This window comes from Streptomyces tagetis (assembly GCF_018069565.1).
GTDB classification, from domain to species: domain Bacteria; phylum Actinomycetota; class Actinomycetes; order Streptomycetales; family Streptomycetaceae; genus Streptomyces; species Streptomyces tagetis.
Map to the genome: position 1 here is coordinate 394,660 of NZ_JAGPNL010000004.1, position 16,148 is coordinate 410,807.

The following is a 16,148-nucleotide window of genomic DNA, read 5'->3' on the forward strand; positions in this document are numbered from 1 at the left end:
GGCAGTCAGGGCAGAGAGCCGCGGTTCCTCGGTCCGCCCTCCTGTGCGGGGAAGGCGGAAGTCCGGCGTCCAGCGTGCGTGCGGTGTGCGGTGTGTGCGTGCGTGCCGTCGTGGCCATTGTGGACTAGACCACTACGGGTGTCCATGCGGCGGACGCTCTTTGTCCGTGCCGCCTTCGGGCCCGGTGCCGAAGCGGCCGGGCGTCCGGCAGAAGCCTAACCCGCCCGGCCCGGAAAGGGGGCCGGGCGGGACCGCGCGGGACGTCCGCGGCGCCCGCGCGCGGGGTGTCGGAGCCCGGTGTTCCCGGGGTCTCCTCTGTTAGATTGGTCTAAACCACATCGTCCTCAGGTCCCCGCCTCCGGGCTGTGCGCTTCGCGCCCTTTACTCTCGGGACGCACGGCATCGGAATCCGTGGTCCGCACCCGCACCGCCGGGGCCGGGCAGCGGATGGGTCCCTCTCTTGAAACGGCAGGCCAGCGTGGAAGTTGTCATCGTTCCGGACGCCAAGGCAGGCGGCGAACTCGTGGCCGAGGCCATGGTGCGGCTGCTCAGGCGCAAGCCCGACGCCCTGCTGGGGGTGGCCACCGGCTCGACCCCGCTGCCGGTGTACGAGGCGCTGGCGGCGCGGGTGCGCTCGGGCGCCGTGGACGTCTCCGAGGCGCGGATCGCGCAGCTCGACGAGTACGTCGGGCTGCCCGTGGACCACCCGGAGTCGTACCGCTCGGTGCTCCGGCGCGAGGTGCTGGACCCGCTCGGGCTCGGCGCCGACGCGTTCCTCGGCCCCGACGGCTCCGACGAGGACGTGGTGGGCGCCTGCGCGTCCTACGAGAAGGCCCTGGCGGCCGCCGGCGGCGTGGACTTCCAGCTCCTGGGCATCGGCACCGACGGGCACATCGGGTTCAACGAGCCCTGCTCCTCGCTGTCCTCGCGCACCCGGATCAAGACGCTGACCGAGCAGACCCGCGCCGACAACGCGCGCTTCTTCGACGGCGACGTCGAGCAGGTCCCGCACCACGTGATCACGCAGGGCGTCGGCACCATCCTGGAGGCCCGGCACGTGGTGCTGCTGGCCACCGGCGCCTCCAAGGCCGAGGCGGTCGCCGCGAGCGTGGAGGGCCCGCTGGCGGCCGTCTGCCCGGCCTCCGCGCTGCAACTGCACCCGCACGCCACGGTCGTCGTCGACGAGGCCGCCGCGAGCAAGCTGGCGTACGCCGGCTACTTCCGGTACTCCTTCGCGCACAAGCCCGACTGGCAGGGCATCTGACCGGAGCCCCGCGCCCGGTACGGCACAAGGCGCCGGCCCCCTCTCGGAGGGGACCGGCGCCTTGTGCCGTGCCGCGGGCGTACGGGGGTCACACCCCCGCGATGACCTCCGCCGCCGCCCTGCCGCACACCCGGGCCGCGCCGTGGGTGGCCACGTGCAGCGCGCCGCGGGGCTCCGCCCGGGGGACGCCCATCTCGACCACGACGGTGTCGGGGCGGGCCGCCAGGAGGGCGTCGAGGGCCTCGGCCATCCACGGGTGCCGGTGCTCGTCGCGGACGACGGCGACCACTCGGCGCGATCCGGCCGCCGCCAGCGCCTCGCGACCGGCGTCCGGCCCGGCGAAGCTGCCGGTCTCCGTGCCCGGGACCAGCCGGCCCAGCTCCGCCGCGATGCCCCAGGGCGTCTCGTGACCGACCGCGATGTTGGCGACCGGCGTGAAGGCGGCCACGTAGGGCGCCCCGGCCAGCGGGGTGAAGCCCTCGGCGCCGGTGACGCGCAGGGCGCGGCGGGCGGCGCGCAGGCCCACCTCCGGGTCGCCGGCGTCCGCGTCCGCCCGGCCGGCCGCGGCCCGCGCGGTCCAGTCGGCGAGGTCGCGCACGCGCCGGGCCGCGTCGGCGAGCCGTTCCTCGGGCAGTTCGCCGGAGCGCACGGCGGCGACCAGGGCGTCGCACAGCCGCCGGACGGTCTCCTCGTCGGCGAGGCCGCCGCCCACGCAGATGGCGTCGGCGCCGGCCGCGATGGCCAGGACGCTGCCGCGCTCGATGCCGTAGGCGTCCGCGATGGCCCGCATCTCCATGCCGTCGGTGACGATCAGGCCGTCGAAGCCGAGTTCGCCGCGGAGCAGGTCGAGCAGGATGCGGCGGGACAACGTTGCCGGACGCTCCGCGTCGAGCGCGGGCACCAGGATGTGCGCGCTCATCACGGCCCGGCTGCCCGCGGCGATGGCCGCGCGGAAGGGCCTCAGGTCGCGCTCGGCGAGGACGGCGGCGTCCACGTCGATACGGGGCAGCGCGTGGTGGGAGTCGACGGCGGTGTCGCCGTGGCCGGGGAAGTGCTTGGTGCAGGCGGCCACTCCCGCCGACTGCAGCCCGGTGACGTAGGCGGCGGTGTGGCGGGCCGCCAGGTCGGTGTCGGCGCCGAAGGAGCGCACGCCGATCACCGGGTTGTCGGGGTTGGAGTTGACGTCGGCGGACGGGGCCCAGTTGAGGTTGACCCCGCAGGCCGCGAGGCGGCGGCCCAGTTCGGCGGCGACCTCCCGGGTGAGGACCACGTCGTCCACCGCGCCCAGGGCGTGGTTGCCGGGGAAGGAGGAGCCGTCGCGGACCTCCAGGCGGGTGACGTCACCGCCCTCCTCGTCGATGGCGACCAGCACGTCCTCGCGTTCGGCGCGCAGTCGCGCGGTGAGCGCGGCCAGTTGCTCGGGCGAGGCGATGTTCCGCCCGAACAGGCCGACGGAGGCCAGTCCCTCGCCCAGCCGGCGCAGCAGCCAGTCGGGGGCGGTGGTGCCGTCGAAGCCGGGCTGGAGGACGGTCAGCGCATCGCGGGTGAGCGTGTCGGTACCGCTGGCGAGCGTCGTCATCGGTGGCGTTATCCCTTCACTGCGCCGGAGGTGAGGCCAGCGGCCATCTTCTTCTGGACGATCATGAAGAACGCGACGACCGGGATCGCGATCAGCGTCGAGGCGGCCATGAGCGCCCCGTAGTCGGTGCCGCGCGAGGTGGTGAAGTTCATGAGCCAGACGTTGAGCGTGTACTTGTCGTTGTCCTGCAACACGATGTAGGCGAGCAGGTACTCGTTCCACGCGTTGATCAGGGAGAAGATCGAGGCGGCGGCGAGGCCGGGGGCGAGCAGCGGGAAGACCACGCGCCAGAAGGCGCCCATCCGGGTGCAGCCGTCGACCATGGCGGCCTCTTCGAGCTCCAGGGGGATGTTCACCACGAAGCCGCGGATCATCCAGGTGGCGAACGGCAGCGTCGAGACGAGGTAGATGACGATGACGCCCCAGTACTCGTTGACCGCGCCGAGGTCGTTGAGCTGGATGTAGAGGGGGATGAGCATGGCCGTGGGCGGCAGGAGCTGCACCACGAGCAGCACGATCATGAAGAGCTTGCGGCCGCGGAAGCGGAAGCGTCCGATGGCGAAGGCGGCGATCGTGGAGAGCACCATCGCGCCGAGCACGGCGGTCACGCAGATGATGAGGCTGGACTGGATGGCGCTGCCGAAGTTCGGCGCGTCGATCGCCCGGCGGAAGTTGTCGAAGGTCAGGGAGGTCGGCCAGAGCTTCTGGTCGTAGGAGCGGATCTCCGCGTTGGGGCGCAGGGAGCTGACGACGAGCCAGTAGACCGGGAAGGCCATCACCAGGAAGGCGACGACTCCGACGGCGTTGTACAGGTGCCGACTGCGCTTCTTGCGGTCGGGGCGGTAGCCGGGCGCCGTGGCGCGCGGGGCGGTCGTGATGCTCACTCGACCTCTCCGATCTTGAGCAACTGGCGCAGGTAGTAGACGGCCACGCCGGACAGGAGCAGCACCGTGATGAGGGCGATGGCGGCACCCTGGCTGAAGGAGTTGGACTCGAACGCCTTCTCGTAGGAGTAGAGGCCGAGCAGGTTGTACTCCTTCTCGGGCTTGTTGCCGCGCATCAGGAAGACCTGGCCGAAGACGTTGAAGTCCCAGATGACGGAGAGCGTGGCGACCATCTGGAAGACGGGCTTGATGACCGGCCAGGTCACGTAGCGGAAGACGCCGAGCCGGCCGGCGCCGTCGAGCTTCGCGGCCTCCTCCAGTTCGGAGGGGACCTGGGTGAGCGCGGCGTAGAGGGTGACGGCGACGAACGGGATCGCGCCCCACACCACCACGGCGCCGATCATGAGGAAGCCCTGCTTGGGGTCGAGCCACCAGTTGTGGCCCTGGAAGTCGAAGCCCAGGTACTTGGTCAGCACCATGTTGGCGACGCCGTAGTCGGAGTCGGCGAACCAGCGGAAGATCGAGGTGGCGACGAGCAGCGGCAGGGACCAGGCGGCGATGAGCGCGCCGGTCAGCAGCAGGCGCACGGCCTTGGACATGCGCTGCATGGAGTGGGCGAGGAAGAGGCCGGCGGCCAGGGTGGCGGCGACGCAGATGACCATGAACAGGACGGTGCGCCAGACGACGTCGTAGAACTCGCCGTCGCCGAGGATGTTGGTGAACTGCTCGAAGCCCACCCAGTCGGCGGCCTCTCCGGTCCACAGTTCGCGCCGGCCGACGTCCTGGAAGGACATGATCACGGTCTTGATCAGTGGCCAGACGAACACCGCGGCGATGGCCACGACCGCCGGGGCGATCAGCAGGTAGGGCAGGAGTGGACCGTTGGTCCACCCGCTCTTCCGGGGTGCGGACGGCGCCGGCCCGTCGCCGTCGGGCGCCCGCGGTACGGACACCTCCGGGCCGGCTGTCTTGATGTCGGCGGCACTCACTGTGCGGGCCTTCCGTTCGAAGGGTTCTGCGTCGGGCGGGCGGCCGGCGGCCCGAGGGCCGCCGGCCGCCTCACCGGCCCGGTCCGGCCGGGGGCCGGACCGGGCACCGGAGGTCTGCGAGGGTGGTGCGCCTCGGTCAGGAGACCTCGTTGATCAGCGAGTCGATCTCCGCGTCGGCCGCCTTGGTGGCGTCGGCGACCGACTTGCCCTTGAGGATGTCGAGCAGCATGATCTCGAGCGTTTCCTTCTTCTCGATCGCGGCCCAGCCGGGGGCGATCGGGGTGAACCAGGCGTCGGGGACCGCGTTGGCGATCGGGGCGGTCTCCGGCTTGCTCTTCAGCGGTTCGAGCTGCTTGGTGTTGTTGGGGAGGATGTCCTTCTCGACGAGGGCGGCCTGGGCCTTCTCGCTGGTGAAGAGGGAGATCCACTCCTGCGCCAGGTCCTGGTTCTTGGACTTGGAGATGGTGGCGAGGTCGGAGCCGCCGATGAAGGAGGGCAGGGTCTTGCCGTTCGGGCCGGGCATGCCCGCGGTGGCGATCTTGTCCTTCAGCGCCGGGTTGCCGCTGTTCTCGGAGTCGACGACGCTGCCGGCCTCCCAGCCGTTGCCGTAGAGCAGGGCCGCCTTCTCGTTGGCCATGACGTTGGCGTGGTCCTGCTCGTCCTTCGTCTGGTCGCCGTGGTTGTACTTCTTGACCAGGTCGACGAAGTGCTGGATGCCCTTCTGCGCCTCCGGCGTGGAGAGGGCGCCCTTCCACTCCTTGCTGCCCTCGTCGTAGGTGGCGATCTGGCCGCCGTACCCGGCGACGTAGGACATGGCGGCGTACCAGTAGCGGCCGGGCAGGTACAGCGAGGAGAAGGCGTTGTCCTTCTTGTTCTTCTCCTGGACCTTGTCGAGCGCCTTGAACAGCTCGTCCTCGGTGGTCGGCAGCTGGTCGGAACCGGTGCCTTCCTTGAACATGTCCTTGTTGTAGATGGCGACGCGGGCGCCGGCGTAGTACGGGACGCAGTAGAGCTTGCCCTCGTAGGAGCAGGTGTCCTTGAGGCCCTCGATCCACGTGTCGGAGTTGTCGTACTTCTTGGCGTCGATCTCGCCGAGGGCACCGTTGAGGATGTAGGTCATCGTCTCGGTGTTGCCCAGCTCGACCACGTCGGGGAACTTGTCGCCGGACAGGGCGGCGTCGAGCTTCTTGGTCTTGTCGCCCCACTGCTGGTACTGGACGTTGACCTTGACCCCGGGGTACTTCGCGTTGAAGTCGGTGTTGGTCTGTTTGACCAGCTCCGGCCAACTGCTCTGGGCGTCCACCATCAGCCAGACGGTGAGGTCGCCCTTGCGGTCCTTGGGGTCCTGTCCGGACGCGTTGTCGTCGGAGCCCCCGCACGCCGCGATGGACGCCATCATGCCCGCGATACCGATCGCGGCTATCAGCTTGCGCTTCACGCCAAACCTCCTCAGGGATGCCACAAACCCCCCTGCCTCCCTGCGGTCGAGCGTGAACGCGTACCGCTCCTGGGGCCGGGACTGGACCAATGGTGTAGACCAGCACGGGGAGCTTGGCCCAGACCAATAGGGCTGTCAAGGGTGATCAGGCGCGCTCCGGGCGTCCGTGATGCGACCGAGATATGCAGGGACCTTTCATTCCCCAAGGGGCAGTTCGGACAGACCGGGGTCACGTGTCAGCCCCCGCGGCGGACCGTTCGCGGGCACCTTCGCCACCCGCCCGGGACGCGGCCGGAAGCCGGTGATATGGACTAGACCAACGGGGGGCGCGCGGGTATACAGAGGGGATCACGGAGCGTGCCGGACCGTCCCGGTGCGCCGCCGTGCCACGATGTGCACCGTGGCCGATGAGGGACGTCGGTCGTTTCGGGACCCGGAGCCGGGAAGGCAGACCATGAGCACCGACGTCAGCAGTGCGGAGAACGAGGGTGGGGCGACCGTCCGTACCGCGCGCGTGCCCAAGTACTACCGACTGAAGAAACACCTGCTCGACATGGTCCGGACCCAGGCGCCGGGCACCCCGGTCCCGCCCGAGCGCACCCTCGCCGCGGAGTTCGACACCTCGCGCACCACCGTGCGCCAGGCGCTCCAGGAACTGGTCGTCGAAGGCCGCCTGGAGCGCATCCAGGGCAAGGGCACCTTCGTCGCCAAGCCCAAGGTCTCCCAGGCGCTCCAGCTCACCTCGTACACCGAGGACATGCGGGCGCAGGGCCTCGAACCCACCTCGCAGTTGCTGGACATCGGCTACATCACCGCCGACGACCGGCTCGCCGGGCTGCTGGACATCACGGCCGGCGGCCGGGTGCTGCGCATCGAGCGGCTGCGCATGGCCAACGGGGAGCCGATGGCCATCGAGACCACCCACCTGTCCGCCAAGCACTTCCCCGCCCTGCGCCGCTCCCTGGCGAAGTACACCTCCCTCTACACGGCGCTCGCCGAGGTGTACGACGTCCACCTCGCCGAGGCCGAGGAGACCATCGAGACCTCGCTGGCCACCCCGCGCGAGGCGGGGCTGCTCGGCACCGACGTCGGGCTGCCGATGCTGATGCTCTCCCGGCACTCGCTGGACCGCTCCGGCCGTCCCGTGGAGTGGGTGCGGTCGGTGTACCGGGGCGATCGCTACAAGTTCGTCGCGCGCCTCAAGCGCCCCCAGGACTAAGGGAGTTCGACCGGTCGGCAGCGTCGTCGGCCGGTCCGCGGCCCGTCCGCACCAATACCCGAACGTGGTCTTCCGCTGCCCCGGGGCCGTCACCTACATTTTCGTGCGCACCGCACCAGGTGATCACTAGGGGACGGAGCCCACCGCATGCCACAACCCCCGCACGTTGACCGCGCGCCGACGGTGACACCGCTGCGTGTCGTCATCGGTCTCTGCCTGCTCGCACCGTTCGTCGCCATGCTCTGGGTCGGCTCCTACGCGAGGGTGGACCCGGCCTTCATCGGCATCCCGTTCTTCTACTGGTACCAGATGGCGTGGGTGCTCCTGTCGACGGCGCTGACGGCGACGGCGTACCGGCTCTGGCAGCGCGACCAGCGCGCGCGGGGTGCCCGCACGGGCGGTGGTAGGCGGTGAACGGCGGGGTGAACGTCGTCGCGCTCGTCGTCTTCGTCCTTTTCTTCGCGCTCGTCACCGTCCTCGGCTTCGTGGCCGCGCGCTGGCGGCGGGCCGCGAACGAGCACAGCCTCGACGAATGGGGGCTGGGCGGCCGGTCGTTCGGCACCTGGGTCACCTGGTTCCTGCTCGGCGGCGACCTGTACACGGCCTACACCTTCGTGGCCGTGCCGGCGGCGATCTACGCGGCGGGCGCGGCGGGCTTCTTCGCGGTGCCGTACACGATCCTGGTCTACCCGCTGATCTTCACCTTCCTGCCCCGGCTCTGGTCGGTCTCCCACCGGCACGGCTACGTGACGACCTCGGACTTCGTGCGCGGCCGGTTCGGCTCCAAGGGCCTGTCGCTGGCCGTGGCCGTGACCGGCATCCTGGCGACGATGCCCTACATCGCGCTCCAGCTCGTCGGCATCCAGGCGGTGCTGGACGTGATGGGCGTCGGGGGCGGCGAGGACACCCACTGGTTCGTCAAGGACCTGCCGCTGCTGATCGCCTTCGGCGTGCTGGCGGCGTACACCTACTCGTCGGGGCTGCGGGCGCCCGCGCTGATCGCGTTCGTCAAGGACACGCTGATCTACCTCGTGATCGCGGTGGCCATCATCTACATCCCCATCAAACTGGGCGGCTTCGACGCCATCTTCGCCAAGGCGGGCGCGGCGTTCGAGCAGACCAACCCGGCCACCGGGAAACCGCGGGGCGCGCTGGCGCCCGGCCAGGCGGGCCAGTGGACCTACGCCACGCTGGCGCTGGGCTCGGCGCTCGCGCTCTTCATGTACCCGCACTCGATCACCGCGACGCTCTCCTCTCGCAGCCGTGACGTGATCCGCCGCAACACCACGATCCTGCCGCTGTACTCGCTGATGCTCGGCCTGCTGGCCCTGCTCGGTTTCATGGCGATCGCGGCCGGGGTCGAGGTGAGCAACGGGCAACTGGCGATCCCGCAGCTCTTCGAGGACATGTTCCCCGACTGGTTCGCGGGCGTGGCCTTCGCGGCGATCGGCATCGGCGCGCTGGTCCCGGCGGCCATCATGTCCATCGCCGCGGCCAACCTCTTCACCCGCAACATCTACCGGGACTTCATCCGGCCGGACGCCACGCCGCACCAGGAGACGCGGGTCTCCAAGGTGGTGTCGCTGCTGGTGAAGGTGGGCGCGCTGGTCTTCGTGCTGGGCATGGACAAGACGGTCGCCATCAACTTCCAGCTCCTGGGCGGCATCTGGATCCTCCAGACCTTCCCGGCGCTGGTCGGCGGCCTGTTCACGCGCTGGTTCCACCGCTGGGCGCTCCTCGCCGGCTGGGCGGTCGGCATGGTCTACGGCACGGTCGCCGCGTACGGGGTGGCCTCGCCGACGCAGAAGCACTTCGGCGGCTCGGCGAAGGAGATCCCGGGCATCGGTGAGATCGGCTACATCGGGCTCACCGCGTTCGTGCTCAACGCCCTCGTGACCGTGGTGGCGACGGTCCTGTTCAAGGCCGCGGGCGCCCCCGAGGGCGTCGACGAGACGCGTCCCGGCGACTACACGGCCGACGCGGGCGATCCCGGCGTCGAGGCGGAGCCGGCGCCGGTCACGGCGGAACCGACACGCTGACCGCGGGACGGAAGGCGGGGCCGACGGGCCGCCGGGCGTGTCCGGCGGCCCGTCGGCGTGTCCGGCGGCGTGTCGGGAGGCCGGGGCCGGCGTGTCCCGGGCCGGGAGCGGCGTGTCGGGGCACCGGGTGGCGGGTCCGAGCGCCTCCCGGGCGTGTCCGGAGGGGTCCCCGACGGCGTACGGGCGGGCGCCTCAGGCGCCTGTGGGAAGCCTGTCGGCCGGGCCCCGAAGCCTGATCACCGGCGGGCCGGGGGGTGTCCCGGGGGGCGGTGTCCGGGGCTCACTCTACTCACTCCGAGTCGCCCGTCCGATACCGGCCCGACACAACATCTGGGGGTGCTCCCGGAGCCTGACACAAGATGTATGCTCGTGCTCGCTGTCGCCGCAGGGGAATCCGGTGCGAATCCGGAACTGTCCCGCAACGGTGTACTTGTGCGTGTTCGCGTGGCCCGCACAGGCTTGAGTCCGAGGACCTGCCGACAGCGCGCCCCGGCCGTCCGGCCAGGGTGCCATGACGTCCGGGCCTCGTGGAATGGGCCGGTGGACGCGACGCCCCCGTGCGCTCGTGAACCGCCGCCTGCCCTCCGCAGGCCCCGTGCCGAGCGAGGGAGTGCCCCACGTGACCATCGCGCCAGCCGATCCGGCCTCAGCGATCCCGGTGACCGAGGAACCCGACGGACCCGGTGCCGCGCTGCTGCGGACTCTGACCGCGCTGACCGCCGACCTCCCCGGCGCCGACCCCGGCCGGGTCGCCGCCGCCGCGCTGCGCGGCCGGTCCGCGCGGGCCGACGAGGCGGAGCTGCGGGACCTCGCCACGGAGGCGGCGGCCGGGCTGATCTCGGAGGACCCGGTCTACTCGCGGCTGGCCGCCCGGCTGCTCACCATCGGCATCCGCGCCGAGGCCGCCTCCCAGGGCGTCACCTCCTTCACCGAGTCGGTCGCCACGGGTCACCGCGAGGGGCTGGTCGCGGACCGCACCGCCGCCTTCGTCCGACTGCACGCGGAGCGCCTGGACGCGCTGGTCGACCCGGCCGCCGACGACCGCTTCGGCTACTTCGGCCTGCGCACCCTGCACAGCCGCTACCTGCTGCGGCACCCGATCACCCGCAAGGTCGTCGAGACGCCCCAGCACTTCATGCTGCGCGTCGCCGCCGGTCTCGCCGAGGACGACTCGGACCGCTCGGTGGCGGAGGTCGCCGACCTCTACCGGCTGATGAGCCGGCTGGACTACCTGCCCTCCTCCCCCACCCTCTTCAACTCCGGCACCCGGCACGCCCAGATGTCGTCCTGCTACCTCCTGGACGCCCCCAAGGACGAGCTGGACTCCATCTACGAGCGCTACCTCCAGGTCGCCCGCCTCTCCAAGCACGCCGGCGGCATCGGCCTCGCCTACTCCCGCGTCCGCTCCCGGGGTTCGCTGATCCGCGGCACCAACGGGCACTCCAACGGCATCGTCCCCTTCCTGAAGACGCTCGACGCCTCGGTCGCCGCCGTCAACCAGGGCGGCCGGCGCAAGGGCGCGGCGGCGGTCTACCTGGAGACCTGGCACTCCGACATCGAGGAGTTCCTGGAGCTGCGGGACAACACCGGCGAGGACGCCCGCCGCACCCACAACCTGAACCTCGCGCACTGGGTCCCGGACGAGTTCATGCGCCGGGTCGACGCCGACGGCACCTGGTCGCTGTTCTCGCCCTCGGACGTGCCCGAGCTGACCGACCTGTACGGCGAGGAGTTCGACGCGGCCTACCGCAAGGCCGAGGCCGCCGGACTCGCCCGCAAGACGCTGCCGGCCCGCGAGCTGTACGGCCGCATGATGCGCACCCTCGCGCAGACCGGCAACGGCTGGATGACCTTCAAGGACACCTCCAACCGCACCGCCAACCAGACCGCCGAACCGGGCCACGTCATCCACTCCTCCAACCTCTGCACGGAGATCCTGGAGGTCACCAGCGACGGGGAGACGGCGGTCTGCAACCTGGGCTCGGTCAACCTGGGCGCCTTCGTGAGCGGCGACGACATCGACTGGGAGCGGCTGGACGCCACCGTCCGCACCGCGGTCACCTTCCTCGACCGGGTCGTCGACATCAACTTCTACCCGACCGAGCAGGCGGCGGCCTCCAACTCCCGCTGGCGCCCGGTGGGCCTGGGCGCCATGGGCCTCCAGGACGTCTTCTTCCAGCTCCGCCTGCCCTTCGACTCCCCCGAGGCGAAGGCCCTCTCCACCCGGATCGCCGAGCGGATCATGCTCACGGCGTACGAGACCTCCGCGGACCTCGCCGAGCGCAACGGCCCGCTGCCGGCCTGGGAGAAGACCCGTACCGCGCGGGGCGTGCTGCACCCGGACCACTACGGCGTGGAGCACACCTGGCCGAAGCGGTGGGAGGCGCTGCGCGAGCGCGTCGCCCGTACCGGACTGCGCAACTCGCTGCTGCTGGCGATCGCGCCCACCGCCACCATCGCCTCCATCGCGGGCGTGTACGAGTGCATCGAGCCGCAGGTGTCGAACCTGTTCAAGCGCGAGACGCTCTCCGGCGAGTTCCTCCAGGTCAACTCGTACCTGGTGGACGACCTCAAGCGGCTCGGCGTCTGGGACGCCCGCACCCGTGAGGCGCTGCGGGAGGCCAACGGCTCCGTGCAGGGCTTCGCGTGGGTCCCCGACGAGGTGCGCGCCCTGTACCGCACCGCCTGGGAGATCCCGCAGCGCGGCCTGATCGACATGGCCGCCGCCCGCACCCCGTACCTCGACCAGTCGCAGTCGCTGAACCTGTTCCTGGAGACGCCGACCATCGGAAAGCTCTCCTCGATGTACGCGTACGCCTGGAAGCAGGGGCTGAAGACCACGTACTACCTGCGCTCCCGTCCCGCGACCCGGATCGCGCGGGCCGCTCGCGCCACCGTCCCCGTCCAGGCGACGCCCGACCCCGAGGCGGTCGCCTGCTCCCTGGAAAACCCCGAGTCCTGCGAGGCCTGCCAGTAATGACCAGCCAGACCAAGAACCTGCTCGACCCCGGCTTCGAGCTGACGCTGCGCCCGATGCGCTACCCGGACTTCTACGAGCGCTACCGGGACGCCATCAAGAACACCTGGACCGTGGAGGAGGTCGACCTCCACTCGGACGTCACCGACCTCGCCAAGCTCAGCCCCTCCGAGCAGCACCTGATCGGCCGCCTGGTGGCCTTCTTCGCCACCGGTGACTCGATCGTGGCGAACAACCTGGTGCTGACGCTGTACAAGCACATCAACTCCCCCGAGGCGCGGCTGTACCTGTCCCGCCAGCTCTTCGAGGAGGCCGTGCACGTCCAGTTCTACCTGACGCTGCTCGACACCTACCTGCCCGATCCCGAGGACCGCGCCGCCGCGTTCGCCGCGGTGGAGAGCATCCCCTCGATCCGGGAGAAGGCCGAGTTCTGCTTCAAGTGGATGGACTCGGTGGAGAAGCTGGACCGGCTGGAGAACGAGGCCGACCGCCGCCGCTTCCTGCTCAACCTCATCTGCTTCGCCGCCTGCATCGAGGGCCTGTTCTTCTACGGCGCCTTCGCCTACGTCTACTGGTTCCGCAGCCGCGGTCTGCTGCACGGGCTCGCCACCGGCACCAACTGGGTGTTCCGGGACGAGACGATGCACATGTCCTTCGCCTTCGACGTGGTGGACACGGTGCGCAAGGAGGAGCCGGAGCTGTTCGACGAGGAGCTGGGCCGCCAGGTCACCGCCATGCTGGCGGAGGCCGTCGAGGCCGAGTTGCAGTTCGCGCGCGACCTGTGCGGTGACGGCCTGCCCGGCATGAACACCGAGTCGATGCGGCAGTACCTGGAGTGCGTCGCCGACCAGCGCCTGACCCGCCTCGGCTTCGCCCCGGTCTACGGCTCCGAGAACCCGTTCTCCTTCATGGAGTTGCAGGGCGTGCAGGAGCTGACCAACTTCTTCGAGCGCCGCCCGTCCGCCTACCAGGTGGCGGTGGAGGGCACCGTCGACCTGGACGAGGAGTTCTGAGGCTCCCGTCCGCGCCCGGCCCCGCGACGGCCGTCGGCCCCCGGCACCCTCACGGGTCCGGGGGCCGACGCCGTGGCGGGTCACCGCGCCACGGGCCGCACCCGCAGGTCGTTGGGGCGCAGGGTGATCCCCACCCGGACGGCGTCGTTCGAGCCGGCCACCTGCTCGAAGCGGAACGCGGTGGCGAGCGCCGCGGTGATCAGCGTGAGCTGCGCCATCGAGAAGTGGTCGCTCGGGCACTTGCGATTGCCGACGCTGAAGGGCCGCATGGCGTATTTCGGCAGCTCCGTCACGCGTTCCGGAAGCCACCGGTCGGGGTCGAACTCCAGGTGCCGCGCGTAGGACTTCGGATCGCGCTGGATCGCGTACGGACTGTAGATGATGTCCGAACCGGCTGGAATGCGATAGCCACCGAGTTCGGTGTCGACCACGGCCCGCCGGGTCAATACCCATACGGCCGGACGCAAACGCATCGCCTCGACGATGACATTGTTGGTGTGGGTGAGCTTGCGGACATCCTCGAATGCGACGGGGCGTCCGCCGGTCACCGCCAGGACTTCGTCGCGGATACGGTCGCCTTGTTCGGGGTGTGCGGCGAGCGCCTGCAACAGCCACATGATCGTGGAGGCGATGGTCTCGCTTCCCGGGGTGAGGATCGCGACGACCTGGTCGTGGATCTCCTGTTCCCCGATCGGATCGCCATTGTCGTCCTTCGCCTCCAGCAATGCCGTCAGCAAATCGTCCGGCCGCCGTCCGGAGGCGCGGCGCTCGGCGACGATCTCGTCGACCAGCAGGTGCAGGTCGGCCAGGGCGCTGTTGAACTCCCGGTTGGCGGGGAGCGGCAGCCGGTACAGCGGCCCCAGCGGGACCACCATCCGGCGGTACATCCCGCGGAAGACGGTGGCGAGGGAGACGCACAGCCGCTCGGCCCGCTCGTCCATGTACTGGCCGCGCAGCAGGCAGCGGGCGGCGACGCGCACGGCGACGCGGAAGGACTCGGAGGTGCAGTCGACGGTCCGGCCCGAGGCCCAGCGCTCGGTGAGCGCGTGCGCCTCCTCCTCCATGATCGGCCCGTAGGCGGGGATGGCGTCCAGTTTGAAGGCGGGCTGGATGGTACGCCGCTGGCGCCGGTGGAGGGGGCCGTTGGCGGTCGCCACGCCCTCCTTGCCGAGCAGCCCCTCCAGCGACTCCCACAGCGGGCCGGCGATGTGGTAGTCGGGGCTGAGGGCGAGGGCGCCGGTGAGCGCGGGGGTGGTGACCGCGTACACGGTCTTCGGGCCGATCCTGATGCGGACGACGTCGCCGTGGTCGCGCAGTTGGGCCATGAAGGCCAGCGGGTCGCGGGCCATCCGCCAGCCGTGGCCGAGCAGCGGCACGCCGCCGCCCGCCACCGGCGGCTCGCGCAGTTCCGGCACCGGGCTCCCGGTGGTGCCGGGGTCGACGGACTCGACGGTCATGCGTCACCTGCCGTTTCGTTGTTGACGTACGGGGGCGTGGACCGGTCGTCCCAGTTCTCGACCCGGTAGCGGCCGGACTCGTGGTGGAACCAGTAGACGGAGCTGAACCAGTTCCGCATATTGGCCACATGGGTCCGCACGACGCCGCTCAGTTCCTTTCCGTGAACGGTTCCGTCGGCGAGCGTGTCGGCGAGCCGTATCACGTCCTGTTCCGCGTCGAGGAATGCGGAGATGCATTCCTCGATCCGCCGCCGGACTTCACCGATCGCTTCGTCCAGGGTCAGTCCCTCATGCGTGACGAGACTGATGCCGAGATTGTGGACCTCGTTTCCGGCGAGTTCCTTGGGAAGCGAACAGAGGTCGTTGTACCAGGCGGCGAATTCCTGGCTGAGCAGTGCGGCCCGACGGTATGCGGGGTGTTTCCTCACGGAATCCGGGAGTTCGCGTCCCGCGCTGGGCTCCAGGAGGTCGGTCCATATCCAGTGGGCGAAGGTGAGCCGGCGCAGGGCGAGGTATTCCTCGACGCCGGGCACGATGTGGTGGGTACGGTTGTGGAATTCGCGGTCGTACGCCTCGATCACCTCGTGGAAATGCCGGGCGAAGCGGGCGTTCCAGGTCCGCGGGAGGAAGGCGTACAGCCGCAGCACGCTGTCGGCGAACCCGGCGACCAGCGTGTCCCGGTGGTGCAGGTGGTCTGCGGGGGAGTCGAGTGCCGTGTGCAGGTTCCGGCGCAGCCGGCGCCAGGCGGCGGGGCGGTCGTGCACGATGTCGCGGTCGTGCCGGTCGTCCCAGACGAAGAACCAGGCGCTGTAGTCCGCTATCGCCTGGAGGACCGCGTCGGGGGCGCCCAGGTAGTAGCCCGCCATGAGATCGGTGTAGCGCAGCCCGTCGGCATACTCCTCGACCTTGTCGGCGGGCATGAGCCGCTTTTCCAGCAGCCAGGTGCGCGTCTTCTCCTGGAGTCTGGGCCAATACGGGTGGAGCCGGCGGGGGAATTCCGCCTCGATCACCGGGAGTGCGAGCCGTGGTGGTACCGCGGTCGGTGTCGCTGTGGTGCCGTGTGAGAAAGCATGCACGAACTGAACCCCTCTCAGCCGCCGGTGGCGCACCCCTCCCACTGAGCGGGGCGTGCGCCGTTGCGTATCCCCGCACTTCCCATTCAGCACCACAACTGACCGTCCTGGGAACGGATTTGCTTCATTCACCACCCCCCGGTGCCGGACTTCTCCTGGTGTGTGGCAGCTTCGGAATCCGGGCGGGAGGCACGGTTCGAACAGGTGATGGAGAAA

12 protein-coding genes and 1 riboswitch are annotated in these 16,148 nt (G+C 70.3%); of the genes, 6 read left to right on the forward strand and 6 right to left on the reverse strand.

The window, feature by feature from the left end; genetic code table 11:
• Positions 1-478 precede the first annotated feature (478 nt).
• The gene (gene nagB, locus J5Y05_RS17490) at positions 479-1,264 is read left to right on the forward strand and encodes a glucosamine-6-phosphate deaminase (protein WP_210873414.1); all 786 of its coding nucleotides are present in this window, start codon (positions 479-481) and stop codon (positions 1,262-1,264) included.
• Between the two features lie 88 nt (positions 1,265-1,352).
• Here nagB and J5Y05_RS17495 read toward each other — a convergent pair whose 3' ends face one another.
• From J5Y05_RS17495 to J5Y05_RS17510, 4 genes are all read right to left on the reverse strand, one after another.
• Positions 1,353-2,843 (reverse strand): glycoside hydrolase family 3 protein, encoded by a 1,491-nt coding sequence (locus tag J5Y05_RS17495; protein ID WP_210873416.1) that lies wholly within the window; start codon positions 2,841-2,843, stop codon positions 1,353-1,355.
• 8 nt (positions 2,844-2,851) lie between these two features.
• A complete protein-coding gene (locus J5Y05_RS17500) occupies positions 2,852-3,727 on the reverse strand; it encodes a carbohydrate ABC transporter permease (RefSeq protein ID WP_210873418.1) in 876 nt (291 codons plus the stop codon).
• Complete coding sequence (locus tag J5Y05_RS17505) at positions 3,724-4,716, reverse strand: carbohydrate ABC transporter permease (protein ID WP_210873420.1); 993 nt, start codon at positions 4,714-4,716, stop codon at positions 3,724-3,726. Before J5Y05_RS17505 ends, J5Y05_RS17500 begins: the two co-directional genes overlap by 4 nt.
• 136 nt (positions 4,717-4,852) lie before the next feature.
• The gene (locus J5Y05_RS17510) at positions 4,853-6,154 is read right to left on the reverse strand and encodes a sugar ABC transporter substrate-binding protein (RefSeq protein WP_210873422.1); all 1,302 of its coding nucleotides are present in this window, start codon (positions 6,152-6,154) and stop codon (positions 4,853-4,855) included.
• Positions 6,155-6,608: 454 nt separating this feature from the next.
• On the opposite strand from J5Y05_RS17510, the gene J5Y05_RS17515 reads away from it, so the two are divergent.
• The 5 genes from J5Y05_RS17515 to J5Y05_RS17535 all read left to right on the forward strand — a co-directional run bounded on the left by J5Y05_RS17515 (position 6,609) and on the right by J5Y05_RS17535 (position 13,402).
• Positions 6,609-7,373, forward strand: a complete 765-nt coding sequence (locus J5Y05_RS17515; RefSeq protein ID WP_210873423.1) for a GntR family transcriptional regulator — start codon at positions 6,609-6,611, stop codon at positions 7,371-7,373.
• A 147-nt stretch (positions 7,374-7,520) separates the two neighbouring features.
• Positions 7,521-7,787 (forward strand): DUF3311 domain-containing protein, encoded by a 267-nt coding sequence (locus J5Y05_RS17520; RefSeq protein WP_210873425.1) that lies wholly within the window; start codon positions 7,521-7,523, stop codon positions 7,785-7,787.
• Positions 7,784-9,412: a monocarboxylate uptake permease MctP gene (mctP, locus tag J5Y05_RS17525; RefSeq protein ID WP_210873426.1), complete on the forward strand. Its 1,629-nt coding sequence runs from the start codon at positions 7,784-7,786 to the stop codon at positions 9,410-9,412. Before J5Y05_RS17520 ends, mctP begins: the two co-directional genes overlap by 4 nt.
• Before the next feature lie 363 nt (positions 9,413-9,775).
• Positions 9,776-9,907, forward strand: a riboswitch (cobalamin riboswitch).
• 124 nt (positions 9,908-10,031) lie between these two features.
• On the forward strand, positions 10,032-12,389 hold the full coding sequence (locus tag J5Y05_RS17530; RefSeq protein ID WP_210873428.1) for a ribonucleoside-diphosphate reductase subunit alpha: 2,358 nt from the start codon (positions 10,032-10,034) through the stop codon (positions 12,387-12,389).
• Complete coding sequence (locus J5Y05_RS17535; protein ID WP_210873430.1) at positions 12,389-13,402, forward strand: ribonucleotide-diphosphate reductase subunit beta; 1,014 nt, start codon at positions 12,389-12,391, stop codon at positions 13,400-13,402. Before J5Y05_RS17530 ends, J5Y05_RS17535 begins: the two co-directional genes overlap by 1 nt.
• An 80-nt stretch (positions 13,403-13,482) precedes the next feature.
• On the opposite strand, the gene J5Y05_RS17540 is transcribed toward J5Y05_RS17535, so the two are convergent.
• Both J5Y05_RS17540 and cyc1 read right to left on the reverse strand, forming a co-directional pair.
• Positions 13,483-14,859: a bifunctional albaflavenone monooxygenase/terpene synthase gene (locus tag J5Y05_RS17540; protein ID WP_210873432.1), complete on the reverse strand. Its 1,377-nt coding sequence runs from the start codon at positions 14,857-14,859 to the stop codon at positions 13,483-13,485.
• On the reverse strand, positions 14,856-15,935 hold the full coding sequence (cyc1, locus tag J5Y05_RS17545) for an epi-isozizaene synthase (protein WP_210873434.1): 1,080 nt from the start codon (positions 15,933-15,935) through the stop codon (positions 14,856-14,858). The genes J5Y05_RS17540 and cyc1 overlap by 4 nt, the downstream gene beginning before the upstream one ends.
• Positions 15,936-16,148: the final 213 nt, after the last annotated feature.

What these genes read in the sequence shown, in the direction of transcription:
- J5Y05_RS17495 (WP_210873416.1), bottom strand. Translation starts at nt 2,843, where the DNA reads ATGACGACGCTCGCCAGCGGTACCGACACGCTCACCCGCGATGCGCTG.
- J5Y05_RS17515 (WP_210873423.1), top strand. Translation starts at nt 6,609, where the DNA reads ATGAGCACCGACGTCAGCAGTGCGGAGAACGAGGGTGGGGCGACCGTC.
- J5Y05_RS17520 (WP_210873425.1), top strand. Translation starts at nt 7,521, where the DNA reads ATGCCACAACCCCCGCACGTTGACCGCGCGCCGACGGTGACACCGCTG.
- J5Y05_RS17535 (WP_210873430.1), top strand. Translation starts at nt 12,389, where the DNA reads ATGACCAGCCAGACCAAGAACCTGCTCGACCCCGGCTTCGAGCTGACG.
- J5Y05_RS17540 (WP_210873432.1), bottom strand. Translation starts at nt 14,859, where the DNA reads ATGACCGTCGAGTCCGTCGACCCCGGCACCACCGGGAGCCCGGTGCCG.